The sequence below is a fragment of the Faecalibacterium sp. Marseille-Q4137 genome, from assembly GCF_017377535.1.
GTDB classification, from domain to species: Bacteria; Bacillota; Clostridia; order Oscillospirales; family Ruminococcaceae; genus Faecalibacterium; species Faecalibacterium duncaniae.
This window is the reverse complement of sequence record NZ_JAFREK010000003.1, coordinates 116,515-140,507: the sequence shown is the minus strand read 5'-3', so window position 1 is coordinate 140,507 and position 23,993 is coordinate 116,515. Positions and strand designations below refer to the sequence as shown.

The window sequence follows — 23,993 nt, the reverse complement described above, 5'->3', positions numbered from 1 at the left end:
GTTGATTATATCAATTAAAAATAATAGATTTAATCGTTCGGTTTCGGCTATGCTCTCGACTACAATAGAGTTGAGAAGGATGGTGGTGGCCATGTACGAAGAACAGTTTTCTAAGAGGCTTACTGAGCTGCGCACACAGAAGGGTGTGTCTGCAAGAGACATGAGCCTCTCAATCGGGCAGAATCCCGGCTATATTCGTGCAATCGAAAGTGGTACTTCCTTTCCGACGATGGCAAATTTCTTTTACATCTGCGAATATTTCAACATTACTCCACAAGAATTTTTTAATTTCGGCGAGGAAACCTCCAATGGAATGAATGCACTTGTTGACCAGCTAAAACAGTTCGATGCCGAGCAGATCAATGCACTTACGGCTTTTATAAAAACAATCGTAAAAAAGTAAATTATCAAAGAACTTAATACTTGGTAAACCTACCGAAAGATAGGAACACAAAGCCAAATGGGTCTAAAATCTCATATACGAGGTCATGACAGCCGATTGCTTTTTGAATGGGATAATTTTATCCCTCTACCATGTTAGAACCGTCTGTGAAGATTTCAACTCACAGGCGGTTTTTGTTTTTGAAAGCAAAATGATGGGGCGTTCTTCAGCTTATGCGGTGGAGAGATGGCTTTTATATAGACAGCATCAGGGATTCACCGTATCGAATGGAGAAGGCCCGGATGCTGCTTTTTGTTTAGGAGGTATTGTTATGCGGCAACTTGATCAGGTGTGCGAAAGTCCTGATTCCGAGAATATCCAGTGCGCTCTTGATTTTGAAAACACAATGAACAATCTGGAAACGCAGCTGTATTATCGCCACCTGCCGCCAAAAGAGGTGGCACTTTGCGTCATGGAAGCGGCCTGTAAATTCTATGATGCCGACTGGTGCGGTCTGATTCAGGTTGATCTGGATTTGGGGCTGTGGAAGCCACTCTGGTGGCACAATGAATGCCAAGAAGATAAAACTACTATCCTTACAAATGAGTTTGAATCGTCTGAATTTCTCGACCGCTGGGTAAAGGCAGTGCGCAGAGGAACTCCCATGGTTGTGCCCGATGCCGAAGAGGTTAAAGACCTCTATCCAGATGAGTACCAACTCTATGAGCGTCTGGGAATCAAGTCTGTCCTTGCAATTCCTTTGGAGCCTCGGCAAATCGCCCTGATTGCTGTTCGCAATCCTCAGCGGTACATCCATCAGACCAGTATGCTTAAACTTCTGGCCTATGTGTTACTGGCGGCATACAACGATAAGCGAATGGCTGACAGTCTGAGCATGGCAATCTCGCCAGAAAATATCAAGAGCAGCCATGATGTCTTCATCAGCTTGTTCGGAGAATTGAAAATCCACACTTCCCACGGTGTCCTGCCGGAGTCCGACCTGAAATCTCCTAAAATCAGCCGTCTGCTGACCTTTATGCTGCTTTCCAATAAGAAAGCCCTTTCATCGTTGGAAATCGTACAGGAAATCTGGCCAGAAGAACTGGAGGATAAGGACGAACCCGGAAAAAAGGTCAAACAGCTCGTTTACCGGCTGCGGCAGGCATTCAGTATTATCTCGGATGAACAGCTGATTCTCTCCACGCCGTCTGGCTACCAATTCAACCCCGACCTCCATATCACGACCGACTTTCAGCGGTTCGATGAGTTGTGCATTGCGGCCGCAAAAGCCACTTCTGCTATAAATAAGGTGAGATTGCTCGAAAAAGCGGCATCATTGTATCAGGGCAAACTTCTTTCTGCTGCCAATGGCGAACACTGGCTGGTTCACTACGCAAACCGATACCACCTCGCATTTATGAGTACAGTTAATGAACTGCTGAAGCAGTTGATGGACTTCCACGCATACGATCTGCTTCATCGGGATGCTGCACTGGCCCTGACCATCGCGCCGGAAAACACAAAAGCCTACTATTGGCTTATTCGCTCGTACCAGAAGCAGCACATGGACGAGATGGCAGCGGGCGAGCTTGCGGCTGCGAAGCAAAAGCTGCCCGAAGATGAATACCAGAAACTACTCAACTCACTCGAACGATAAAATAACGTAGTTGCGTCATGCGACTTTCGTGTGACCTTCATACAACTTCTGTGTGACCTTATTTTTTCTAAAATCGTTCCATGTGACTTTCATAAGACCGTCATGTGACTTCTATAAGACCCTCGTGTGCTATGATAACAAGGCAAGTCAAAGCCTTGTTGTCTGGCTGCGAGGGCTTTATTTTTTTGTCCTTTTTTAGCCGGATAAACCGCTTTTGATCTGTAACGAAGAAAAATATATCGAAAGCCTGAGATGCATTAAAGGCTGAGGATACTCATATTGCTTTCCATCTACGGATGGAAAACAGTGTCTGTACCCTTTTCTTTAATGCGTCTTATTTTTTGCGCCAAAGAAAAGTTGGCATCCTGTCCAGCAGTGAAGTATCCTCATCCTCCGCATCCAGCGGAAAGGACACTTCATGTTTCTTTTTGCCCTCTTTTCGTGGCTGGAGCTGGCCGCAAAGTATCCCTAGAATCTCCAAATTTTCAATTTTTTACGCCTTATCGAAAATTTGGAGGTCAACAATGGAATTTAATAACGGCAACGAACGTCGAAAACTGAACAAAAAGTGGGAACGGCTGCGTGTGCAGTACCAACAGGCGGGAATGAGTGAAGATGCAATCCAAGCCATGTATGATTTTGATTTGGGCGTTCTCAATAGTGAGCGTTCCTACGTTGCAAACACACTGGCAATCGTTGACGATGGTGATGACAGCACGGGAAGGAAATCTTCTGACTTTAAGCAGTATGAAAAGGCAATTGCTGTAACCGATACTTACCACGAGACCCGGACTCGGTTTGCATGGGTAGGCGAAATCAAAGACAAGCGTTTGCAAGAAGGGTTAGAAAAACTCTCCGATGAAGAACTTCGGCTTATCACGCTGTATTTCCGCGACGAATATAGTACCGTAGAATTATCTAAAGTTTATGGCATTGCACAGCAAAATATTAGCAAGCGAATCTTGAAAATCACTAAATTTTTGAAGAAGTTTGGATTTTTGGGTGTAGATTGAGGCTTCTCGATGGCTCGTAAGTGAGGGGACATATCACCAGACGGCTCTCGCCGCTGGTGATATGTCCACACTCACGGACCTTGAAAGCTGAATAGTTCAGTCGTCTGGTACTCAGAACAATGATACTTCCGTAATTCGCGGCCCGGTCAGAAAGTAGACGGGGTGGTTGAGATGCCAATGGAGCGGTACAAGCCCGCCGCCAGATGATTCCCCACTCTCAGGGAGCCGAGGGCGAATATGAGAGACCTAAACATATTTTATCAGGAGCAGCCGGATGCTGTTTTCAGTCTTCGGTTGCTCCTGTTCTTTACATAACTACCCGCTTATTTTTAATTACACATAGGAGGTAAGCCTATGGATGAACTGAATCCTACCATCAAAGAGCGTCAGATCTACCATGAGATGAAGCTGACTCCTGCGATGGTCAAGTCCATCCGTACCCTCTGCGGTGTCTGCCTCCGGCACTACGTTGAAACCAAGGCGTTCAAGATCGCCATTGTGCCGAATAAGGACAGATGCATGGAAACCTGCACGGTCTGCCAGACCCGGCGTGGCTACGACTACGTTGTCATGCCGCGCTGAATCCGGTTTTCATTCACCCGCAGGGATGCGATAGAATCCCTAAAATCAATTACCACCATGAATTGAGCAAAGCCCGCTGCAAAAAAGCAGCGGGCTTTTGCATATCAGAATGGAGGCTCGCACTTGGAATCGAATTGGAAGTTCCAACGCGGAGACATCTATTTTGTAAAACTGGAGGCAGGCGTTGGCTCCGAACAAAACGGTGCCCGCCCAGCAGTCATTCTTCAAAATGATGTCGGCAACATCTACTCTCCGACTTTGATTGTCGCGGCTTTGACAAGTAAGACAGATAAGAAAGTAACACAGGCAACGCATTGTCAGGTAGAAGAAGATGGCCTGAAGCCGTCCATTGTTCAGGCAGAACAGATTTTCACCATTGATAAAAGCCGTGTCCTGAAGTTTGTCGGACACCTTTCCCCGGAGAATATGCGCCGGGTCGATGATGCAGTGAAGATCAGTCTTGCCCTGAATCCGATGGGCAGCATTCAAAAACTCAAACCGATCATCCGCTCTCAGGCGGCTTATGCGCCTCCTGAAGTGGTGGATGGAAAGCCACCCATCTATCCCTACACACCCATCAAATCGTCCTTTGAGGACGCTGGGAGCGTAGAGGAGATGATGGTGTATACCGAACTGCAATCCGCTGTTCATGCCATGATTCAGCGGCTCGAATACAGCTTTACCTTTAATCCCACCTTGCTCACCATCCCGAAGCGTAAGCAGCAGGTCGCTGAGATTCTGGAAGAAGCTGAAAAATACATCTGGCGAATCAAGGAGGAAATGAGATGCGCCTGAAAAACACTGCGGATAACTTCTCCGCTTCCTTTCATATCACACCGCCGTACCAGATGGTGGTCATTCACAGCAGTAAGCTGATCTACCCTCGTGAGCTGTACCAGCGGGGCATCCAGCGCAAGCGCGTTGAGCTGATTGCCAAAGACTTTAACGAATATACGGCGAACGAGCCGAAGGTCAGCTTTCGCAATGGCCGGTATTATGTAACGGACGGCCAGCATACCATTGAAGCGCGTATCCTGCGCAACGGCGGTAAGGATCTGCCGATTCTGTGCAAGATCTACACCGGCCTGACGATGCAGCAGGAAGCTCTGTTCTTCGCAGAGCAGAACGGTCACGCCGCACCTCTGACGGCGGGCATCAAGCTCCGTGCCAAGGTCGTGGGAGAGGATGCGCCCTCCGTTGCATTTCTCGCAGCCACCAATCGGGTGGGTCTGGACTTCAACTACGACAGCTTGCAGTTGAGCGACTACCGCATCAGCTGCGTGGGCACCGCACTCAAGCTGTACAACCAGATGGGCGAGAAAATCTACTGCGAGGCCCTGCGGCTGATCGTGGCTGCATGGGAGGGCAAGCCTGATTCGTTCCGGGCATCTGTCCTGCGGGGCATGATGCACTTTGTGGAACTGTATCACGGTGAGTTCAGCGAGGAACGGCTGATCCGTGCTCTGCGCAGCGTTCACCCCATGGAGATTTATCGCAGCGGCATGGACAATCCTGCCAAACTGCCCGGATGGAAGAAATACGTTTTTCCCATCTATATGGCCTACAACGGCAAGTGCCGCAAGGATGCCCTGCCGATGAAATTCTGATAAATCAAAGGAAAGGGCACTACGATGATTGACAAGTTTTCTCAGGTCGCAGAGAACCTTCCTGCGGCTGACCGTGATGCCGACCGGCAATATCATGTAATCAACGGTTATCCTGTCGTTTTTAGCTTTTCCAAGGAACCCAACCCGGAAGCGTTTGAGCGCATTCGGAACATCCTGCTTGCCACCAGCTATACGAAGAAGGTAGGTTGACATCATGGACGAATGCAGAACCAAACGCTATACTGAGTGCGGTAACGGGCGGTGCTACAAGCCGAACCATTGCCGGACGTTCTTTGACAACGGAATAAAGTCTGTCCCCACTTTTGTTATGAAAGTGAGGAATTTGTAATGACAGAAAACAACAACCGTGTCTGTTGCTTGTACCGCGTTTCCACCGATAAGCAGGTGGATTTCAATTCCAACCATGAAGCTGACCTGCCCATGCAGCGAAAGGCTTGCCATAAGTTCGCTGAATCGAAGGGCTGGGTCATCGTCCATGAGGAACAGGAAGAAGGCGTATCGGGCCACAAAGTCCGGGCTGCCGCCCGCGACAAGCTGCAAATCATCAAGGACTATGCACGGAAGGGCAAGTTCGACATTCTGCTGGTGTTCATGTTCGACCGTATCGGTCGTATCGCAGATGAAACTCCCTTTGTTGTGGAATGGTTTGTACGGAACGGCATCCGGGTATGGAGTACCCAAGAGGGTGAGCAGCGTTTCGACAACCACACCGACAAACTGCTGAACTACATCCGCTTCTGGCAGGCAGATGGCGAGAGCGAAAAAACTTCCGTCCGAACCCGCACCAGTCTGCGCCAGCTTGTGGAAGAAGGTCACTTCAAGGGCGGAAATGCGCCTTATGGCTATGACCTTGTACGGAGTGGGCGTATCAACAAGCGCAAACACGAACTCTACGAACTGCACATCAACGAACAGGAAGCTGCCGTAGTGCGGATCGTCTTTGACAAGTATGTGTATGAGGGCTATGGTCCGCAGCACATCGCCACCTATCTGAACAATTCTGGCTATCGTGCAAGGTCTGGTAAATGCTGGCACCCGTCAAGTATTCGGGGGATGGTACAAAACCTGACCTACACCGGCGTTCTCCGTTGTGGGGATGCACGGTCAGAATTGATGCCGGATTTGCAGATTGTCCCGCAGGAACAGTTTGAAAACGCACAGCGCATTCGGAATGAACGTTCTGTACGCTCAACTGCGGAAGCCGAAAATCGCCTTCCTTTGAACATCCATGGGAAGTCGCTGCTTGCCGGCAACGCTTACTGCGGACACTGCGGTGCAAAGCTGGAACTGACCAGCAGCCGTAAATGGCGAAAAATGGCAGATGGTTCGTTAGACGATACGCTGCGTATTCGCTATACCTGTTACGGAAAGCTCCGCAAGCAGACCAACTGCACCGGGCAGACGGGATATACCGTCCACATTCTGGATGAGATCATTGATAAGGCGGTGCGCCAGATTTTTTCCAAAATGAGGGGTATCCCGAAAGAGCAGATCGTTACAAAACGCTACGAAAAAGAAACTACGGAGCGCAAAAACCATCTGCAAGACCTGCAAACGCAGCGAGACAAGGCCGAGAAAGACCTGCTTTCTCTGAAAGCCGAAATTTTAGCCTGCATCAAAGGCGAAAGTGTGTTGCCGAGAGAACCCCTTGCCGAAATGATTACAGAGCAAGAAGAGAAACTCAAGGAACTGGAAGACCTTTGTGAATCTGCCAGTGAGGAACTGGAGAGAACAGCAGAGCTGATGGATAAAGTGTCGAGGCTCTATGATGAGCTGATTTCCTATGCTGACCTGTACGACAGTGCCAACTTTGAAGCGAAGAAGATGGTTGTCAACCAGCTGATCCGCAGGGTAGACGTTTATCGTGGCTATCAGATCAACATCTCGTTTAACTTCGATCTCACTCCTTACATTGAGGGGGAGTGATACGTCCGCCTGCAAAACAGTCGGGCATCGAACAAGCATTTTCAGAAACAACGAAACAGCAAGAATTGGGGGTTGCCGTCCATGTGCCTGCAAAATCAGGCATTTGGATGATTTTCAGTGCGACCTCCAAGAAAGCAAAAAGAAAAGCACCGTACTTCAAACGAAGTACAGTGCTTTTTTGGTGGAGAATAGCGGGATCGAACCGCTGACCTCTTGCATGCCATGCAAGCGCTCTCCCAGCTGAGCTAATCCCCCATAAAATCCAAGAAGCGAACCTCTTGGATGGAGTTTTTTGTTGGGAATTTGATTGTCGCAGGACTATCTGACTGGGGGTGTGTTTTGATACCAACCGGGCTCCCAGCTGAGCTAATCCCCCACATATTTGGTTCGTGTCCTGCAACGTGAATTATTATACCAGCTGCGCCGCCCTTTGTCAACCTTTTTTGCAAAGATTTTTCAGTAATCGGAAGTCAACCATTAAATTCTACAAAAATTCAGAAAGATTTCTGTTCATTTTGAAACAATACAAATAGGCCGTCAAGGTTTCACTTTTCTTGCAGCCAACCTTTGAGCTATTCAGTTCGCCGTATTTTCTCTATCACCACGCTTTCTTTTTGGTGTGGTGTTGCACTTTTCTTACATGGCTATGCCAAGTTCATTCAAACACTGTTGGAACATGATCGCACTACTCTTGTACCCGAAGATTTTCCGCGGGTAGTCATTGATCCACTTCTCCGTCGCTTCCAACTGCTCTTTGGAAACCTTTGAGAAATCCGTTCCTTTCGGGTGCTTCCTGCGAATCATGCCGTTGACGTGTTCATTGCTGCCGCGCTCCCATGAAGAGTAGGGGTGGCAGAAGTAAACCTTTGTCCGCGGGATGGTCTTGTTGATGCACGACCGTTCCAGCATATCCGCCGCCGCAAACTCTGTACCATTGTCAAACGTGATGCTCTTGAAGATCAGGCGGAACTTCCTTGCGCCCAGCTTCCTTTCCAGAGCGTCAACCGCTTTCACGATGGTTTCTGCTTTGCGGTTCGGGACTCCTATTATAATCTCGTTGCGCGTCTTGCGCTCCGTCATGGTGAACAGCGCACAGGTCGTCTTTACTTTTCCCTTGCCGCTATACACCGTGTCGCCCTCCCAGTGTCCGAACTCCTGCCGGTCATTCACTTCCGTGGGCCGCTGTTCGATGCTCTCCCCCGCCGGGGCGCGGGCAGCTTCTTTCTTGCAGACTTTCTTATACGCCTGTTTGTGCTTCCCGTGCCGGGGCAGTTCTTCTTGGGTGAGATTCAGGAACAAGCCTTTCTTTATATAGTGGTACACCGTCTGCACAGAAACGCTCGTCTTGAACTGCTTGCCCTCCTGCTGCGCATATCCGAACACCGCCGCAGGGCTGCACTCTTTATTCAGGATCGTGGTTTCGATGTAGTTTGCAAGCTCGTGATCCTTGCCGATTTTCAGAGCTGGGCCTTTGTCCCGCAGGTGCGCTTGGTATTTCTGCTCCGCAATGTCCGGGCTGTACGCGCTCACAAGCTCCCATGTATCGCCCACCAACCGCTGATACTCCCCGCGGTGTAGCTCATTGTACACCGTGGAGATATGCACCCGCAATTTGCTGGCAATGTCCTTGGGTTTCATGCCCTCGTTCAGCCACTTCTCGATCCGAAGCCGGTCTGTCCATGTTAGATGTTTGAATCTTCGCACGTTGTTTTTCCTCCTTTCTTTGTCGCTTTGTTTCGCATTTCAAATGTAACCGACTTTTGGTGTTTTGTCAACGGGGCCACCGCAGGGCAACAAAAAAATCCCCCGTCAGCTTTCCTTTCGGATTGCCAACGGGGGATTTTGTCACTTCTCCATGCTGGTGTTTTTAATCGGCAATGCCTTTGCACGGGTATACAGTTCCGTGCCTGTTCCGTTTCCGCCGAGTGCATGGTAGCTCTCATAGAGATAGCCGATGTTCGTCAGCCCCACCGTGTCGATGCACCCTTTGGCGATGTAGTAGTTACACGCCTGATACAAACGATCATGCAGGATTGCTTTTAGACCATCCTTGATTGCTTTGTTTTCTTCTTTCTGTGCCTTGATTTTCTTGGAGAGATTGCGGTATGCAGCGGTCAGCCCTGCCGCCACGATGCCGAAAAGCCATTGCGCCCAGTATTTGACGATAAATTCCAGCATCGTTTACTCCTTGCGATTCTTGTTGTCCTCCCCCACGTTACCGAAGTGGGCCACAGTAGTGGTTTCCGCGGATTTCTTTTCCATGTAATCTTCGAGCTTCTTCTTGGTGAAGTTGAACACGATCTGCACGATCCAGTCCAGCGTCCGCTCATTGATCGCCCAGTCCAGCCAGTCGGGGGTATACCCACGCAGTACGGCAATGACGTGAGCTTTCTTTTCTGCGCCCGCGCCGCTACCGAACTTTTCTTCTGCATTGACGATCCACTTGTACACGGTCTTTGCGACAGCAAGGCCATAGCCCAGACGTACCGCCGCCAGTGCCGTGACCACAAGGCCGACCACCATAAAGATGACAGCCATCCATTCAGGGAATGCCATCAGAAAAACTTTCAGAATGTTCTCCATACTGTTTTCCTCCTACTCTTAACCAACCCAACGGCTCTTTACCGCACGGGTGTCGATATGTACCCAACCAGCAGGGCGACCGTTCTTCACGGGATAACGTCCAATGCCGCCGGTATCTTTCAGCAGAGTTTCGGCGTAGGCCGCAACTGTTTCTACGGCCACGCCCTGCACCCGAATATCTGCCGCCATGCCGTAGCAATGCTGGCTATACGTTGCGCCCTTGACCGCCTTGTTGTGTGCGGCAGTGCGATATGCGCTTGTGATCGTCACGGCCTTTCCGAAGTGATCCCGGATATTCTGCAACAGCTTCACAAGAGCATCATCAATAAAGATGGGATCAGTCCCATCCTTACAACGGAACTCTTTCACGGTAAAGTTTGCAGACAGTTTCTTGCCCCCATCCTTTGCCAGCGAATATGCGTTAATTGCCACTTTCTTTTTCTCCTTTCCGGCTCAATGCCTTACCACAGCCGCCCGCGCAGCACTCAGCGTACAGCACGGCAAACTCTCCGCGTTCTGCGGTCGTGTCTACTCCCGCCGCTTCCAGTTTACCGAGCAGCGTTTCGCACAGATCAGGCCACTTTCTTTCCATTGTTCTTTCCTTTCCAGAGCGTTCCGTCTGGGTCTGTCTTTCCGTATTTCCGTAGGGCATCAAGATAAATCTGGTTCAACCGCCACCGTAGACTCTCACTCTCCGTGTGTTCCAGCAGCCCCTTAATACTGGCAGCACGGCGTTTGAACGCTTCTTCATCCATCTGCCCGGAAGCGTAAAGCTCTGATATTTTCTTGACCTCCCGTTTCAACCGGCCAACCGTGCTTTTGCGCAGCTTCATGTAGGCGGGCCAAATGCGCACACCAACAAACTCCACGCCCATCCGCACCGGTCGGATGCAGGTTTTATTGTTCAGGTCAAGCTCCAACTCTTCATGCAGGAATGTTTCGATCTTTGCTTTCCACTCGTGCAAGGTTTCCTTGTTCTTCCCAAGGATCACAATGTCGTCCATGTACCGGATGTAGTAGTGGATTTTCAAAACGTGCTTGCAATACTGGTCAAGTTCGTTCATGTAAATATTGGCGAAGAGTTGAGAAGTGAGATTGCCTATCGGCATCCCCACATCGTACAACCATTCCTCCAGCGGGGTATCTTGCGGGGCTTTGCCGCGGGGCAACCCGAACGGCTCTGCTCTGCTGTTTACCACGCTTCCGAGGAACTTCATCAACTCCGGGTCTTTGATACGCTTTGCCAAAATTTTCAGTAGCTTCGCATGGTTCACACGGTAAAAGAACTTGCTTATATCCAGTTTCAGGTAGTACCATCCCGGCCCCGGTTTCCGGTCTACTTGCCGCATCCAGTATTGTAACCGTGCTGCGGCCTTGTGGCTTCCCTTGCCTTTGCGACAGGCATAGGAGTCCTCAATAAATAGCCGGTCGTAAATCGGATTGAGGTATTGGTACAGTGACCATTGCACGATCCGGTCAGGGTATGGCAAGGCCATCACTAGCCGCTTCTTCGGCACGGACACCCATAGTTTCCGGTACGGGCCGAGCGGACAGTCCACGGCTATCATCTGCTCTTGAATCAGAAACAGATTGTGTTCCAGATTCGCAGTAAACGCCAGCACTTCCGCCCTGTATCGTTTGCCCTTGCGGGCTGAGTGGTCAGCTTCTACGAGGTATTCAAACTCGCAGATCACATTCCACGCATTTTGAATTGTGTTTATTTCGTTTGGCATTTCTGCCCTCAATTCCACCGCGCCGCGCGTAGCGTTTCCGTTTTCGCGGCAATACATATTTTTTCCGGTCGTGCTGACCGGAACGGAAACGGGTTCCTTTAGACCCACACACCGACTGCAACCCGTAGATCACAGCCCCCATATCCGGCGTGGAATCCCGCCGAACAAAAATGTTCTTGTGGTGTAAAGCGGAACGGCCCCCGTTGTTCGTCCACGAATTAGAGCGCGGATTGTTGAGGTTCAAGTTGAACACACCGGCACTCTCGCCATTGTTCCAGTTGCCGCCGCGGATCGGACACGCCGTAAATAACCCGTTCCCGTATGAAAACGGCAGACTTTAGAGCGAAGCAATGTAGCCGCCCAACAGCCTGCCTATTTCATCGTTGAATTTCGCCCACGTTCCATACTGGTGCATCGTCAAGGGCGGCGGGTACTTGCCCCCGTGTAAGTCCTTACTCGCCGCAAGCCGGACAAATTTTCTCAATACAGCCAGCTCCACGTCCAGATTTTGCGTGGTGGTCTTTTTGAAATATCTCCGGTCTATCTCAACGCTGTATCGGAGAATCGCCAACATACTTCTGCGAAGTTCATCGGCCAGCTCACGGTCTTTCCGAGGAAAGCTCATGGTGAGCGGATAGCCGTAGTCAACCATTTCTCCGATCTTCTCCGCCAAATGGAACGGTTCAGGCTTTTTCTTTTTGTCGCCCTGCTGGGGTGGCACTTCGGCTTCTGCGTTCGGCACAGTCAACACCTCCAAAAATCAACGCGGCGGGCCGCTGGCCCGCCGCGCCTTATGTTTTATTTTTGCTTTGGTCTGCGCTACCGCGCAGCCCGTCAGCTTATCAGGCTTCAGCGGGCAGCTTTACAAAAGCGGAACGGCCCCCGCCGGCCGTCCACGAATCAGAGCGCGGATCGCCGAGGTACAAGCCGAACACACCGGCACTCTCGCCATTGCCCCAGTGGCCGCCGCGGACCGGACACCGCTCGTCAGCGGCATTGTTCGCCCAGAAGTTGTCGTTGCCGTAGTTTGTATCAATGCCCTCACCAGTCAGGCCGGTGTCCGGCATCAGGGCAAGGGACATAAGGATCAGCTTTGCGGCATCGCCCACGCTGGATGCAGCAGTTGTATTCTTGAACAGCACACCGCGGCTCTCGTCCTTGGAATCGCTGATCGTGGTATCCCACTCCCAGTGACCGCCGGTGTAGTTCAGCTTGATGGTTCCGGTGGTCGTGCCGTTGCCATCAGGAGCGACCAGAGAGCCGTCGCTGGCCTTGATTGCCCGCCATGCGCTGCTGGATGCGCCGTTGCTCACGCTGTTGTCGGCGGCGTTGTTGTTGGGGATGATCTGCAACTCGCCCTTGACCAGACGCAGACCGATGCACCACTCCCAAATATTACCGTTCATGTCCCAGATGCCGTCCATGCGCCCGTTGTGGCTCCACGTCAGCGGGCCAGTGCCGGTGCGGACACGGGCAGTCTTGCCGTTGTCCTGCACACCGGGAACAGGGATTGCTTCGTAGTAGGTTTCGGAGCTGTCCTTACCGTAGTTGTTGTTGCCTTTCGGCTCACAACCGTGCTTGTGACACCACAGCGCGACCGCCGCCCACTCTGCATTGCTGATCTCGTGCCAGCCCGCGCCCTTGGCGTTGGTCTGGGTCACGAACCAGTCAAGCGGATGGGACACGGTGGGGTCTTCGGCGGGCAGGCTGTATGCACGGCCAGTGTCGGTGCAGGTGCTCTGATACTTGCCAAACCAGAAGCCGTCAATCTCCTTGCCGTTCACGATGAACGCCGGGTGAGTTTCGGTGCTCTGGGTGGACAGCACATCGCACAGGCGGAACTTCGGGATAAACACATGGATGGACGGCATTTCCTTGTCGTCAAAGAGCAGGTCATTGGTGGGGAATGCAGTCTGCACCGCAAGGCGGGTAGCGTCAAAGTTAGTTGCCATAGTCTTTTCCTCCCTTACAGAATGTCAAAATCTTCGATAGACCACAGGCGCAGGGTCACGTCGTCGGTGTTCAGCGGCTTGGCCTTGCGCTCGATGTGGGTCTTGTGGGTGGTATCTTCCGCCGGGGTGTCCTCTGCTGCTTCGGTTTCACCCTCCACAGCTTCGGTCATGGTGGCGTTTTCGGCTTCGCCCTCAACCTCCACGTCCTCATACTCGATTGCGGGGATTTCCACCTCCGCAACATAGAAGCGGCTGTCACTGCCGTCGATCAGCAGATTGCCCTCGGCATCGCCGGTGATGGTCTTGGTCACAGGGTAGTCACGCTGGTACTTGGCAAGGTTCATGGTCAGAGTGCCGTCCGCGAAGTCCAGCTTCGTGCCGCGCAGCTCGTACTCGATCTTGCGGCCCTCGTTCAGTTCGATAACATTCATCAGTTCATACCTCCCGTTACTCTCACAACGACCACGACGGTCTGAGCAGAGCCGTCATGTTTCAGCTTGAAACCGTTGGTCAGCTTGCCGGACACGGTAATGTCCCCCAGCCGACCGCCGGCGTAGCTCTTAACGTACACGTTCACGCCGTAGTTGGCGTTCTTGCGGGTCTTGGTCAGTGCCACGCTGACCTCGTTGATCCCGAACGGCCACTTGCTGCCGTTTTTCAGCGTGACCTCTTTGACCTCTGCGGCCACCTCCGGTTCCAGCGCAGACAAGCGGCTGTTCTGCTGGGTGTCGGTGTTTTTCATGCTGGCAATGTCCGTGGTATGGCTACCGGTGGTCTTTTCCAGCGCGGCCAGCCGGGTGTCCTGCTGGCTGTTCAGGGTCTTAATGCTGGCAATGTCGGTGTCGTGGCTGTTGCTGGACGTTTCCAGCACACCCAGACGGCGACCGAACCAGAGCAGCATAATGTGGATGATGTTCGCCGCCATGTTGGAATCAGAGATACCAACCTCCATGCGGTTGAACTGATCCTGTTCCAGCAACGTACCCTGCTGGATAACCTTGCCGTCCTGATCCTCAACATGGTTGCGCCAAAAGGTTCTCTTAAACATCAGCATTTTCTTCTATCCCTCCTTGCTCAGAAAGTCTTTTCCAGTTCTGCGTTTGCTTCCGCCAGCCGCATCACTTCGGGTTCGACCTCGATCAGCGGGAACGTGAAGCGCAGCAGACCGGCGTTGATGCTGTCACGGGACAGGCTCACGCTCTGGCTCCCGGCCAGCACACCGTTGTTGTCGTAGACGCGCACACCGGTGATCGTGTCCTTTGCGCCGGAACTCGGTGCATTGACATAGACCACCACGGCAGTCCCGTCAATCTCCTTGCTGTTGATCTCGCCGTCAACCCAAGTGCTCTTGTTGAGCTGGTACTGGAAGCGAGTAACCGCCCGCAGCAGTTCAGCGCGGCGGTTGTTCAGAAAATTATCCGTAAAAAACGCCATCCTCTTTCTCCTTTCTCTGCAAAAGAAAAAGCCCTTGCGGGCTGTTGCAGCTTGTTACAGGTAGGTCTTACCGCAGACACGCGGCGTGATCTTGAACGCTTCGACTTTCACCTGACCGCCCGCCGTGGCCGCTGCGCTGGTTCCCAGCGTTGCCGTGCTCGGCTTTGTGCCGGTGGTCGAATCGCCCGCTTCTCCCGGACTCCCCGTGAATGCTTCCACTCTAGTTTCAGAGTAGAGCGGCATATTGGCAGTGTAGCCCTTTGTGCTGGTAACGGGCAGGTCGCCGGTCACGCCGCTGCCAGTTTCCGCCGGGGTGATGGAGTAGCCATCCACCGCCGGGGTGGTTTGCAGCTCTTGTCCTGCGCTCCAACCTTTCGTTGCCACCTCCGGGATCGTACCGGTGATCTTCGGGAACGCAAGGAACGCTTCGGTGTTCGCCGTTGCGTCCAGCTCTGCGCCGGTCGAGTAGCCCAGTTGAGCGGGCTTCCAGTATGTGCCGCAGTACGGAATACCGCACTCCGGCACTTTGTAGGCCATGCACTCCACCGTCACGCCAACGCCGATGCCGTGCCGCACCATGTAGCTGATCTGCTCAAGGTGAGCAGACAGGCGTTTGGTGTAGCCCAGCAAATCCTCCATTTCCCGGATGGTGTGATACTGCGCCGCCGCTTCCGTAATGTTGACGTTCAGCCGCCAGAAGCCCGGAGTGCCGCCGTAGTCGAACCACTCTTCTACCTCGGAATCAGGGTACACGGCACTTGCTTGTTCCCGGACGGCCTTGACCGTACCGGCGTACCGCTGAATCTCAATCGCCGTTCGGACGATTCTCCGCTTCGTTTCCACGTCGGCGGTGGAGTCGTACCACTCGATTTTGAGGTAAACGGCCATCTGATCCAGCACACCCTCGTCGCAGGTGTCCACTTCGGAGAACGTCATGCCGGTGTCGAGATATTCAAACATCCGGTCTTGCAGTTCCCCGTAGACGGCAGACAGAACTTGCGCCCACGGTTGAGCGGCAACGATCCGCGGCAAGCCGTCCGTGATCCTTGCGTCCCGCAGGTTAATCATCCTCGATACCTCCGTAGATGATCGTCGGCGTTCCGCTCAGCTTCGGAATCTGCACAACGGCTTTCCCTGAATCCGTCCCGCTCTCGACCACCTTGTAGACCGGCTGGCGCAGCTCCACCCGTTTTACGCCCGCTGCCCGCAGACGGGAAGCCAGTTCCAACGGGTTAATATCCCGCCCAATGGAACGCTGCCACACCTGAAACTCTTCCACGGCCTTGGCGACGTTCTCCTGAACAATGCTTGCGCCCTTGGAATTGCCGGAACCGATGTAATAGGTGAAGTCGATGGAATACTCCACTTCCTCCGGGGCCTTGCAGATCACAAGGTCTGTCATGGGGCGGCGGGCTTCGGCCATCAGATACGTTTGCATTTCGGTCATGTCCTTTTCGCTCGGCATCTTGCCGCCGGTCAGCATGAAGAAGATGTAGACCGTACAAGCAACATTCCGCGGGCTGACAGCGATTGCACTCTCCACGTCCGACCGGAACGACATAGCCCAGAACTCGTAAGCGTCCTTGGGGCCAGCGCAGGAGTAGGTCGTAGGAGAAAGCCAGATTCTACGGGTCAGGCTGTCGTCGCTCTCCACGTCCGCGCCGCCGCTGCTGGTGTCGGTGTTCTCCACCGCCGCCACATACGGAATGGCATCAACCAGAGTATCGACAACACCGGGAGGAATGTCGTTGCTGCCCGCGCCTACCACTTCGGCCCGTGCCAGCACGTCCACATAGGTCTTTCCAATGTCGATCTGCGCATAGTCCATCGTGGCAAAATAAACGCCCGCGGCAGTTCTGACGCGGGTTCCCTGCGGAATCATGGCTACGGTTTTCAATGCAGCCGAAAGAGAAAAGCGAGCTGTCACCGTCGCATAGGTCGCGCCGTTTCGCTTGACACCAAACGGCAGGCCCATGTTGTCCAGCTCTGCGCCGGTCGCCGTTTTCAGCAGCGCACAGCGGGTGCGTTTCTCTGCAACCTGCATCATCATGTAGTACAGTTCCGTCATGCTTTGCAGTGTGAGCATGATCGGGTCTGCTTTGTTCAGGGGCGGAGCCGTGCCGTTCACGGCCTTATAGTTCCGGGTATAGATTTCCGTCACCAGATTGCTTACATCCTGCAACGTAAGGTTTCCGGTAACGCTGTACTCCGGTATATCGGCAAACTCGGCAATGTTAGACAATCTGTACCACCACCTTTGGCCGGATGCGTCCTTGCTGGCTGTGGCTCGTTTCATACTCCACTTCCAGCACTTCCGCCCGCGGCTCGTACTTCTTTGTTTTGCGAATGATCTCTGCCGTGAGCATCGCCTGTGCAGCTTCGGCGGGCAGGCTCAAACATTCCATGTTCAAGCCAAACTCCCGGTCAAGGGCCTGTTCGCCCTCCTTGCTGCCATAGAGCGTCAGCAGGCAGTTGTAAATATCCAGTTCTTCGGTTTTGCCAGACGGCTCAATTTCAACGTCGAACTCGCCCAGCGTCATGGTTTCCATATCGCTGCTCATAAGGCGTATTCCTCCAACGTCAGCGTAACTTTGCCGTCTTTCAGGCCCCAGAAGCGATGCACCGCGCCCCAGCCCGTCGTCACCTTTATCAGCTTGAACGGATTCTGCGACATAGGTTTGTTGTTCAGGATGAAGTAGTCAATCGTTCCGGCTTCACAGTGCTTCATGAGCGCGTCAAAGATTTTGCGCGGGTTTACGCCCAGCTTTGAAACCAACTGGATTTCAAACTGGTACGACTTCAACCCCGGCCCTGTGTACTCGCTCTTGTCTTTCCCGCCGATTACACTGTGCGCGGCCCAGTTGCTTGATGTGCTTCCGGTGATATTGTTCGGTGTCAGAACTCGCCAGCTCGACACCGTAAATATCAGCCCCGCATAGCATCCAATGCTTCCCCATGCCATAGGATCACCCCCTTATGGTGTCGGAGTTCCGGTTTCACCAGCAACGACATACGGGCCAGCCGTGGCCGCACCAGAATGAGTGTGCTTGTGGTTTACCAGAGAAATGCCGTTGATCTTGCAGTCACCGGAACCGCCGGAGATATTCACGGTCGATCCCTTGATGTTCACCGTCGTTCCGTTGAAGTTCAGCGTAACGCCCTTGATCTCAACCGTTCCGTTCTGACACACCTTTACGGTGGAACTTCCCACCTTGAAAGTCATGTCACCCTTGACGGTGTACTCCACGTTCTTCCCAACGGTTTCTTTCACATTGCCGTCGATGGTTTCCGTGTAGTCTCCGGTGTCGCCGTCGTACTGCTCAAATGCTTTTCCCTGCTCGTCGTTGTAGTCGTGCCGGTAGCGGCCCTTCTTGCCCTCGACGGGCTTGTTGTCCTCATTCCAGATCGTGCCGATGCACGTTCCCATTTCCTGACTGTCGGAGTTGTGGAGGACACAGACCAGCTTGCCAACGACCGGCATCCTGTACATGGCATTGGAAACCATGCAGATTTCATCCGTGACCGAATCGGCGCGATCCTCGTATGTAACCTCAATGGTTCCGTCCTCGTAGTTCACCTTGGAAACAGAGCCAATACGGATAACGCTGCTCATGCTGTCACCCTCCCACTCTGCTTGCGGAAACTTTCGTCACCAGACCGGAAGATTTGTTCAGCGTGTGTGTCACGCTGTCCATGTAATACTTCCCGTTCAACTTCCCCAATCCCTTTATGTTGATGCACATGGTCGAACACAGACTCAGGTTTCCCATCGTCGAAAAGGAAATGGTCGTGGCCGAATGGTTCTTGTTGTCGATAGCGGCTTGGAGCTGACGTTTTGCGTCCGCTTCGCTGGACGCATACTGGTTCAGTTTCAGCATCCGGTCGGCAGTACCGATTGTGACCTTGATGTTGACTTTTTTCTTCTGGTTCGAGTAGGTGAACTCTCCGCCGGTGTACGTCCCGGACAGCGTTGTGTTCCAGCTCAGGGAGTTGGGTACAATGTCCGCCGGGGTAAAGGTAGCGACGGCATCCTTTTTCTTGTACTGCTCACGATCAAAAATCCAGATTTTGCTCCGGTAAGTTTTGAGGATCAGTCCGTAGGTGCTGCAAAGTTTTTGTAGGAACGAACTGTCCGTGTCGTCCTGCTCTTTCAGTGCAATGTCCACATCCTCGGCATCCATGCTGCACCCAAGCCCGTACCGGTCGGCAATGGTCTGAGCAATGCGCTTGATGGAGGTCTTTTTCCAGACGCACTCTTGATTTTTTTCGTGGAAGCTCGTTCCATTCGGACGGGCCACCGCGCCGATGGTCAGCACACACGGCCCAGCGGAATAGCTGAGATCGTCCACCACCAGCGTCCCGCAATCCAGCGGGGTGCTGTCACCCTGCACGATCCAGTTTTTCGTGCAGAGTGTCGGGTGCAGCACAGCTTCCTTATCCGGCAACCACGAGTTGATCCACTTATCATCCACCGCGTTTACCTTGATGGAAATGCTGTCGCTCGAATCTGCTCCCCGGTCGTTATAGGTGAAGCTCTCCACATCCCCGGAAATGTCCCCGGAAATATCGGTGTCGTTGTACTCCAATTTCAGGATCGTTTTTCTGGGCTGAATCGCAATCATATATATCACCACCTACCTTTTCCACGGCGGCAGGTTATCATTTGCCGCCACCTCTTCTTCAATGTCCGGCGTGACCAGCTCAACGCCGGAATCGAATCTGTAAATCTCGATGTACTCCCGGTTTGCGGCCATCAGCACATCGGCTTTCAGCTCGTCACCATAGACGGATTTTGCAATGCCGTCCCAAGTGTCGCCGCTCTTCGTCGTGTACGCCATCAGGCCACCCCCTTATGAAGCATATTTGACGCGGCCTTGCTCTCGCTCTTCTTCGCGCATTTCGCGCTTGAACTGCTCGAACATTTCCCGCATCATTCTTTCGATTTCCTCCGCCTTTGCATCGTTTCCAACGGTGATCTGCGGTGCAAAAACAAACTGGGAATCCTTGATGCTGTTGGAGCTTTCGTTTTCGCCGCCCGCAGCGCGGTAAGCACTGGACGGCATATCCGGCAGGGTTTTCTCGGTGTCCCTCTGCGGCAGCACATAGAGCGGCGTTCCGGTGTCGGTCAAGACACCATCCTGCCAGCTCGACAGCACCGTGCCGCCGTTGTAGGTCTTTGCCGCTTCGGTCAGCATAGAGGTGATCGTGCTGTCCCCGCCAAAATACTTGTTCAGCACCAGCGGAGCAACATCGGCGGCAATGCTGGTAGCCGCCAGAGCCAGAGAACCGTCACCGGCCAGCGAGTTGTTGGCGACCGTCCACAGCAGGGATGCAGCGTCCCCCGCCGTGCGGATGCCGTTGGAGCGCAGGGCGTAGTCGGCATAGGCTTTGGAGAAGTCGATCAAGTTGTCCAGCTTCTCGTTGCCCGTTGCACTTGCGCTGTTCTCTGCAAAGTCTTTCGCGGTCTGGCGCGTTTCAGCCGGAACATCGGGCGTTTCTGCGGCGGGCGGCTGTGCCGTATCCTGCTGCGACAGCATATAGAGCGGCGTTCCAGTGTCGGTCAAGACACCATCCTGCCAGCTCGACAGCACCGTGCCGCCGTTGTAGGTCTTGGCGGCTTCCGTTACGGCCTTTGTTACCGTGCTGTCGCTTCCCAGATACTTGTTCAGGATGATGGGTGCAACGTCGGCGGCGATGCTGGTCGCCACCAGTTCCAAAGAGCCGTCCCCGGACATGGCGTTGTTCGCCACCGTCCACATCATCGACACCACATCACCGGTGGATTTGATGCCGTTGGAGCGCAGAGCGTAATCGCCGTAGGCTTTGGAGAAGTCGATCAAGTTGTCCAGCTTTTCCTTGCTTCCGTCGGTGAAGCCGCCGTTCGCAAAATACTGGACGTTCTGCACACCGGCTGCGCGGGTCGCGTCCTCACCAGACACGCCCAGCATACGGCCAGCCCGCACCCAGTTTTCCACGTTGCTGTCATGGACGCTGGGCTTGAAAGAAATGACAGCTTCCGTTCCAGCTTCACCGGCGATGCTCACCCCACGGGTAAAGCCGCCGTTTGCGAAAGCGGGCATTGCCACTTCCGACAGGTTAAAGCCGAACGTCTTACCGGCGAAGTTCTTCGCCACTGGGACATTTTCAAGCCACTGGGGAACCGTGAACGAGAAGCTATTCAGGGCGCGAATGATGCCGTTGACGACCGTGACCGTCACCGATACGATGCCCTTTATCAGCCCAACGATGGACTGGATCACAGGCTCTATCACCGGCAGCAGGCCGTGGATCACATCGACTACCAACTTGATCGCGTTTATCAGGGTCGTACCGACCAGACTAATAATCGCGCTTATCAGCGGCGACACCGCCGGGAACAGCTCGTTCACAGCGAAACTCAGCACGTCCGCCAGCAGCGGCTTGATGTGGTTCACGCCGAGGTCTACGATCTGCCCGATCAAGCCCTTTACCGACTCGATAATCGGGATCACCGCGCCAAACGTAGTTCCCAGATCGTCGATGCCGAAGATGCTCTTCCCGCTCAAACTCTGCTGGATGTTTTGCAGGTTTTCCAGCGAGAACGCGCCAGCCAAGGTATCGTGGATGTTCCCTGCGATGCCCTGCACTTTCCCGGTGAATCCGTCAAAGAGCGTCAGGCCCTTTTCGCCAAACACCTGTCCGATGATCTGGCGAATGTCCTCGAAGTGATCTCCCAGCAGGCTGACCACCGCGATCACTCCGCCCAGACCGGCGATCACCGGGCCAAATGTAGACATAAGGCCCGCGAAGATGTTGAAGCCGCCTTTCAGGACTGGCGATGCCACAGCTTTACCCAGCCCGAACGCTTTGCCGCCGAAGTCCGCCACGCCGGACACAGCCTTACCAACTTTCGTCTGACCCGCAATGCCCTTGATCTGCGTCCACGCTTCGCCGCCGCTCTTCGTGGCGGTGCTTGCCGCCATGCTAGAGATCACGCTGTTCAGCTTAGAACCTGGGGCAATGTTCAATCCGTTCAGGAAATTCACGCCACCCTTTGCAATGCCGCCTTTGATGCCGCCGGGAATATCGGACAGGAATGCGCCAACATTTGCCGCCATGCCGGACAGTTTCTTTCCTGCTCCCGTCTGCGCAAAAACGCTTCCGATTGCCGAGAGTGACGCATTGCCTTTCGTCATAGCGGTGCTTGCCGCCATATTGGAGATCACGCTGTTAAGCTTCGAGCCGGGGGCAATGTTCAGGCTGTTCAGGAAGCCTACGCCCTGCTTCGCAATGGTTCCGGGAAGATTTGTAACCGCCGTTCCGATCTGGGTTTTTCCCACATCACCTGCGGCAACTGCAATCCGGTTCAGAGCCGGGAAGCTCTGCCGTATGGTCTGCCCGCGCTCTGCTGCACCCATAACATCCCGAACAAAATCGATCTTGGACTTTCCCAAATCCTTTCCGTTGGTCTTGGTCAGACCGGTAAAGTTTTTCAGGGTAGCCCACAGACCAACACCTGCACCGTTCGCTTTGGTCGCAATATTTTTCAGGAACGAGTTTTGCGGCTGCGGGCCAATGGATGGGGACTGGATGCCCGCCATCTGTGCGCCGTAGCTCATGCCGCTGGCAATGGTGCGGATGCCGTTGAAAATCTTTCCGCCGCCGGTGGTGGCCCCACTCACTCCCTTTGTGACCCCACTGACGACTTGAAGAATCTGCGGCGCAAACCTCATACCGGCCCACGCCGCGCCGATGCCGCCGAGCGTGGCGGCTACCTTGTCGCCGTTGTTCAGCAGGTACTCGATCACTTCCTTTACCCGTGCCGTTATATCCGGCAGGGCTGCGCGGAAGTCGTTGATTTTTTCGATGCCGAACCCGGCAACGTCTTTCAGAATAGGCAGGAAATTGTTTCCGACCTCAATGCGGACGGCCCGCCATGCGTTGCTCAACATCGTCAGTACAGATTCGGAGGTTTCGCATTTCAGCAAAAACTCCTTGTACATACTGCCGTTGTATTTAGAAGCATCGCCCACGTCGTCCAGCGTCTTTATAAACAGGTCAAGATTTCCGGTCAGCTTTGCACCGGATTCAATGGCCCATTGTCCGAGCAGCGTTTTCAGGTAGCCAACCTGTTTGTCTTTCGGCTGGCTTCCAATAGCCGTGAACAGGCTCTTTATTGCCGCCGGTGCATCCGTCTGCATATCCTTTGCAAACTGTTCCGCAGTAAAGCCGAGCTGTTCAAATGCCGCCGCCTGTGCGTCGGTCGCTTTTGATCCCATCGAGAGGTTTGTGTACATCCGGCGAATAGACGTTGCCACCTTGCCGGAGTCAACGCCCATTGCCAGAAGTGCCGTAGACAGAGCCGCCGTGCTTGCAACGTCCATACCCGCAATCTGGCCGAGGGAACCGGTGTCGTTCACCGTCTGGGCGATTTCTGCGGCGGTCGTCGCATAGTGCGCACCCAGATAGTTGATCTGATCGGCCAGCTCCATAACCTGACCGTGGTTTATGTCGAAAGCCACTTCCCACTTTGCGGCCCAGTCGCCCGCCTGATCTGCGGAAATGTCCATAGCCGTTCCCATTTCAGCAACATCACGCAGGAAGCCGTCACTTATCAGGTCGTCCATGCTCTTGCCAGACTGACCGGCAGCAGCCGCAAGACGGGTCAGTTCTTCGGCGGTATACGGAATATCGGTGCTTAAATCAAGAATGTCTTTCGACATTTCTTCGTAGTTTTCACGAATGACTTTTCCGCTATCGTCCGTCAGACCGCCAACGTACTTCGTCACATCCAGCATTTCGCTTTCAAAAGAAACCGCTTCTTTTGTCGTGTCAACCACGCCAGCGGCCAAACCGCCAGCTGCGGCCACCGCGCCCTTGGCGATATTCGCCGCGAACTTCGATGCTCCGTTTGCAATGCTCCCGATCTGCGTGTTCGCCAGCTTAACCGCTTGTGCAAGCGAATTGTCAACGTGACCGCCGATCAGGATGGAAAGTTCTAACTCTTGATTTTTTGCCATTCCTCCGCAACCTCCCCGTGAATCTCCACCAGCTCACGCACAGGCAAGTTCAGGTAAAAATCTGCGCTTGTGTGCGTGACTGTGGCGAGAGCTATCGCCGCCTT

The 23,993-nt window shown here is 53.4% G+C and carries 27 protein-coding genes, 1 tRNA gene and 1 riboswitch; of the genes, 8 read left to right on the top strand and 20 right to left on the bottom strand.

Going from position 1 to position 23,993, the window contains the following annotated elements; genetic code table 11:
- The 8 genes from J3353_RS02595 to J3353_RS02560 form a co-directional block, all read left to right on the top strand.
- The coding region (locus tag J3353_RS02595; RefSeq protein WP_370569149.1) for a helix-turn-helix domain-containing protein at window positions 1–403 on the top strand (403 nt) is incomplete at its 5' end.
- A gap of 12 nt (window positions 404–415) precedes the next feature.
- Window positions 416–507, top strand: a riboswitch (cyclic di-GMP riboswitch).
- Window positions 508–713: 206 nt separating this feature from the next.
- Window positions 714–2,039: a BTAD domain-containing putative transcriptional regulator gene (locus J3353_RS02590; RefSeq protein WP_177717491.1), complete on the top strand. Its 1,326-nt coding sequence runs from the start codon at window positions 714–716 to the stop codon at window positions 2,037–2,039.
- A gap of 524 nt (window positions 2,040–2,563) precedes the next feature.
- Window positions 2,564–3,052: a sigma-70 family RNA polymerase sigma factor gene (locus J3353_RS02585; RefSeq protein WP_117532938.1), complete on the top strand. Its 489-nt coding sequence runs from the start codon at window positions 2,564–2,566 to the stop codon at window positions 3,050–3,052.
- Window positions 3,053–3,406: 354 nt separating this feature from the next.
- Complete coding sequence (locus J3353_RS02580) at window positions 3,407–3,634, top strand: hypothetical protein (RefSeq protein WP_117532939.1); 228 nt, start codon at window positions 3,407–3,409, stop codon at window positions 3,632–3,634.
- Window positions 3,635–3,757: 123 nt separating this feature from the next.
- Window positions 3,758–4,429, top strand: a complete 672-nt coding sequence (locus J3353_RS02575) for a type II toxin-antitoxin system PemK/MazF family toxin (RefSeq protein ID WP_097772416.1) — start codon at window positions 3,758–3,760, stop codon at window positions 4,427–4,429.
- The gene (locus J3353_RS02570; protein WP_117929825.1) at window positions 4,420–5,241 is read left to right on the top strand and encodes a DUF6551 family protein; all 822 of its coding nucleotides are present in this window, start codon (window positions 4,420–4,422) and stop codon (window positions 5,239–5,241) included. Before J3353_RS02575 ends, J3353_RS02570 begins: the two co-directional genes overlap by 10 nt.
- A gap of 24 nt (window positions 5,242–5,265) precedes the next feature.
- Entirely contained in the window at window positions 5,266–5,451 is a 186-nt protein-coding gene (locus J3353_RS02565; RefSeq protein ID WP_015565653.1) for a hypothetical protein, read from the top strand.
- A 138-nt stretch (window positions 5,452–5,589) separates the two neighbouring features.
- Window positions 5,590–7,188: a recombinase family protein gene (locus J3353_RS02560; protein WP_207684068.1), complete on the top strand. Its 1,599-nt coding sequence runs from the start codon at window positions 5,590–5,592 to the stop codon at window positions 7,186–7,188.
- A gap of 179 nt (window positions 7,189–7,367) precedes the next feature.
- Here the strand turns inward: J3353_RS02560 and J3353_RS02555 are convergent.
- From J3353_RS02555 to J3353_RS02460, 20 genes are all read right to left on the bottom strand, one after another.
- A tRNA-Ala gene (locus J3353_RS02555) sits at window positions 7,368–7,443 on the bottom strand.
- 381 nt (window positions 7,444–7,824) lie between these two features.
- Entirely contained in the window at window positions 7,825–8,892 is a 1,068-nt protein-coding gene (locus J3353_RS02550; RefSeq protein WP_207684067.1) for an IS30 family transposase, read from the bottom strand.
- A 141-nt stretch (window positions 8,893–9,033) separates the two neighbouring features.
- Window positions 9,034–9,366: a hypothetical protein gene (locus J3353_RS02545; protein ID WP_156075094.1), complete on the bottom strand. Its 333-nt coding sequence runs from the start codon at window positions 9,364–9,366 to the stop codon at window positions 9,034–9,036.
- 3 nt (window positions 9,367–9,369) lie between these two features.
- Window positions 9,370–9,771 carry a hypothetical protein gene (locus tag J3353_RS02540; protein ID WP_207684066.1) on the bottom strand — a complete coding sequence of 134 codons (402 nt, stop codon included), beginning with the start codon at window positions 9,769–9,771 and terminating at the stop codon, window positions 9,370–9,372.
- A gap of 18 nt (window positions 9,772–9,789) precedes the next feature.
- Complete coding sequence (locus J3353_RS02535; RefSeq protein ID WP_156075096.1) at window positions 9,790–10,203, bottom strand: D-Ala-D-Ala carboxypeptidase family metallohydrolase; 414 nt, start codon at window positions 10,201–10,203, stop codon at window positions 9,790–9,792.
- Complete coding sequence (locus tag J3353_RS02530; RefSeq protein WP_197039592.1) at window positions 10,193–10,363, bottom strand: hypothetical protein; 171 nt, start codon at window positions 10,361–10,363, stop codon at window positions 10,193–10,195. The genes J3353_RS02535 and J3353_RS02530 overlap by 11 nt, the downstream gene beginning before the upstream one ends.
- Window positions 10,344–11,612: a reverse transcriptase domain-containing protein gene (locus J3353_RS02525; RefSeq protein WP_370569148.1), complete on the bottom strand. Its 1,269-nt coding sequence runs from the start codon at window positions 11,610–11,612 to the stop codon at window positions 10,344–10,346. Before J3353_RS02525 ends, J3353_RS02530 begins: the two co-directional genes overlap by 20 nt.
- 229 nt (window positions 11,613–11,841) lie before the next feature.
- Window positions 11,842–12,246 carry a diversity-generating retroelement protein bAvd family protein gene (locus J3353_RS02520; RefSeq protein ID WP_156075097.1) on the bottom strand — a complete coding sequence of 135 codons (405 nt, stop codon included), beginning with the start codon at window positions 12,244–12,246 and terminating at the stop codon, window positions 11,842–11,844.
- 100 nt (window positions 12,247–12,346) lie between these two features.
- The gene (locus tag J3353_RS02515; protein ID WP_207684065.1) at window positions 12,347–13,456 is read right to left on the bottom strand and encodes a hypothetical protein; all 1,110 of its coding nucleotides are present in this window, start codon (window positions 13,454–13,456) and stop codon (window positions 12,347–12,349) included.
- A 14-nt stretch (window positions 13,457–13,470) separates the two neighbouring features.
- Complete coding sequence (locus J3353_RS02510; RefSeq protein WP_207684064.1) at window positions 13,471–13,887, bottom strand: hypothetical protein; 417 nt, start codon at window positions 13,885–13,887, stop codon at window positions 13,471–13,473.
- Window positions 13,887–14,504, bottom strand: a complete 618-nt coding sequence (locus J3353_RS02505) for a hypothetical protein (RefSeq protein ID WP_207684063.1) — start codon at window positions 14,502–14,504, stop codon at window positions 13,887–13,889. The genes J3353_RS02510 and J3353_RS02505 overlap by 1 nt, the downstream gene beginning before the upstream one ends.
- Window positions 14,505–14,530: 26 nt before the next feature.
- On the bottom strand, window positions 14,531–14,890 hold the full coding sequence (locus J3353_RS02500; RefSeq protein WP_207684062.1) for a hypothetical protein: 360 nt from the start codon (window positions 14,888–14,890) through the stop codon (window positions 14,531–14,533).
- Window positions 14,891–14,944: 54 nt separating this feature from the next.
- On the bottom strand, window positions 14,945–15,958 hold the full coding sequence (locus tag J3353_RS02495) for a phage tail protein I (RefSeq protein ID WP_207684061.1): 1,014 nt from the start codon (window positions 15,956–15,958) through the stop codon (window positions 14,945–14,947).
- On the bottom strand, window positions 15,951–17,186 hold the full coding sequence (locus J3353_RS02490; RefSeq protein WP_207684060.1) for a baseplate J/gp47 family protein: 1,236 nt from the start codon (window positions 17,184–17,186) through the stop codon (window positions 15,951–15,953). Before J3353_RS02490 ends, J3353_RS02495 begins: the two co-directional genes overlap by 8 nt.
- Window positions 17,125–17,451: a lysozyme gene (locus J3353_RS02485; RefSeq protein ID WP_207684059.1), complete on the bottom strand. Its 327-nt coding sequence runs from the start codon at window positions 17,449–17,451 to the stop codon at window positions 17,125–17,127. Before J3353_RS02485 ends, J3353_RS02490 begins: the two co-directional genes overlap by 62 nt.
- Window positions 17,448–17,852 carry a phage tail protein gene (locus tag J3353_RS02480; RefSeq protein WP_207684058.1) on the bottom strand — a complete coding sequence of 135 codons (405 nt, stop codon included), beginning with the start codon at window positions 17,850–17,852 and terminating at the stop codon, window positions 17,448–17,450. The genes J3353_RS02485 and J3353_RS02480 overlap by 4 nt, the downstream gene beginning before the upstream one ends.
- Window positions 17,853–17,864: 12 nt before the next feature.
- Window positions 17,865–18,503, bottom strand: coding sequence for a phage baseplate protein (locus J3353_RS02475; RefSeq protein ID WP_120020096.1), 639 nt, complete (start codon window positions 18,501–18,503; stop codon window positions 17,865–17,867).
- Window positions 18,504–18,507: 4 nt separating this feature from the next.
- Window positions 18,508–19,512 carry a phage late control D family protein gene (locus J3353_RS02470; protein ID WP_207684057.1) on the bottom strand — a complete coding sequence of 335 codons (1,005 nt, stop codon included), beginning with the start codon at window positions 19,510–19,512 and terminating at the stop codon, window positions 18,508–18,510.
- A 12-nt stretch (window positions 19,513–19,524) separates the two neighbouring features.
- Window positions 19,525–19,728 (bottom strand): tail protein X, encoded by a 204-nt coding sequence (locus J3353_RS02465; RefSeq protein ID WP_207684056.1) that lies wholly within the window; start codon window positions 19,726–19,728, stop codon window positions 19,525–19,527.
- 12 nt (window positions 19,729–19,740) lie between these two features.
- Window positions 19,741–23,889 (bottom strand): phage tail tape measure protein, encoded by a 4,149-nt coding sequence (locus J3353_RS02460; protein WP_207684055.1) that lies wholly within the window; start codon window positions 23,887–23,889, stop codon window positions 19,741–19,743.
- Between the last annotated feature and the right edge of the window lie 104 nt (window positions 23,890–23,993).

Coding starts and splice junctions, on each gene's coding strand:
- J3353_RS02590 (WP_177717491.1), top strand. CDS start 714: ATGCGGCAACTTGATCAGGTGTGCGAAAGTCCTGATTCCGAGAATATC.
- J3353_RS02585 (WP_117532938.1), top strand. CDS start 2,564: ATGGAATTTAATAACGGCAACGAACGTCGAAAACTGAACAAAAAGTGG.
- J3353_RS02580 (WP_117532939.1), top strand. CDS start 3,407: ATGGATGAACTGAATCCTACCATCAAAGAGCGTCAGATCTACCATGAG.
- J3353_RS02570 (WP_117929825.1), top strand. CDS start 4,420: ATGCGCCTGAAAAACACTGCGGATAACTTCTCCGCTTCCTTTCATATC.
- J3353_RS02565 (WP_015565653.1), top strand. CDS start 5,266: ATGATTGACAAGTTTTCTCAGGTCGCAGAGAACCTTCCTGCGGCTGAC.
- J3353_RS02560 (WP_207684068.1), top strand. CDS start 5,590: ATGACAGAAAACAACAACCGTGTCTGTTGCTTGTACCGCGTTTCCACC.
- J3353_RS02545 (WP_156075094.1), bottom strand. CDS start 9,366: ATGCTGGAATTTATCGTCAAATACTGGGCGCAATGGCTTTTCGGCATC.
- J3353_RS02540 (WP_207684066.1), bottom strand. CDS start 9,771: ATGGAGAACATTCTGAAAGTTTTTCTGATGGCATTCCCTGAATGGATG.
- J3353_RS02530 (WP_197039592.1), bottom strand. CDS start 10,363: ATGGAAAGAAAGTGGCCTGATCTGTGCGAAACGCTGCTCGGTAAACTG.
- J3353_RS02515 (WP_207684065.1), bottom strand. CDS start 13,456: ATGGCAACTAACTTTGACGCTACCCGCCTTGCGGTGCAGACTGCATTC.
- J3353_RS02510 (WP_207684064.1), bottom strand. CDS start 13,887: ATGAATGTTATCGAACTGAACGAGGGCCGCAAGATCGAGTACGAGCTG.
- J3353_RS02505 (WP_207684063.1), bottom strand. CDS start 14,504: ATGTTTAAGAGAACCTTTTGGCGCAACCATGTTGAGGATCAGGACGGC.
- J3353_RS02500 (WP_207684062.1), bottom strand. CDS start 14,890: ATGGCGTTTTTTACGGATAATTTTCTGAACAACCGCCGCGCTGAACTG.
- J3353_RS02495 (WP_207684061.1), bottom strand. CDS start 15,958: ATGATTAACCTGCGGGACGCAAGGATCACGGACGGCTTGCCGCGGATC.
- J3353_RS02490 (WP_207684060.1), bottom strand. CDS start 17,186: ATGAAACGAGCCACAGCCAGCAAGGACGCATCCGGCCAAAGGTGGTGG.
- J3353_RS02485 (WP_207684059.1), bottom strand. CDS start 17,451: ATGAGCAGCGATATGGAAACCATGACGCTGGGCGAGTTCGACGTTGAA.
- J3353_RS02480 (WP_207684058.1), bottom strand. CDS start 17,852: ATGGCATGGGGAAGCATTGGATGCTATGCGGGGCTGATATTTACGGTG.
- J3353_RS02475 (WP_120020096.1), bottom strand. CDS start 18,503: ATGAGCAGCGTTATCCGTATTGGCTCTGTTTCCAAGGTGAACTACGAG.
- J3353_RS02470 (WP_207684057.1), bottom strand. CDS start 19,512: ATGATTGCGATTCAGCCCAGAAAAACGATCCTGAAATTGGAGTACAAC.
- J3353_RS02465 (WP_207684056.1), bottom strand. CDS start 19,728: ATGGCGTACACGACGAAGAGCGGCGACACTTGGGACGGCATTGCAAAA.
- J3353_RS02460 (WP_207684055.1), bottom strand. CDS start 23,889: ATGGCAAAAAATCAAGAGTTAGAACTTTCCATCCTGATCGGCGGTCAC.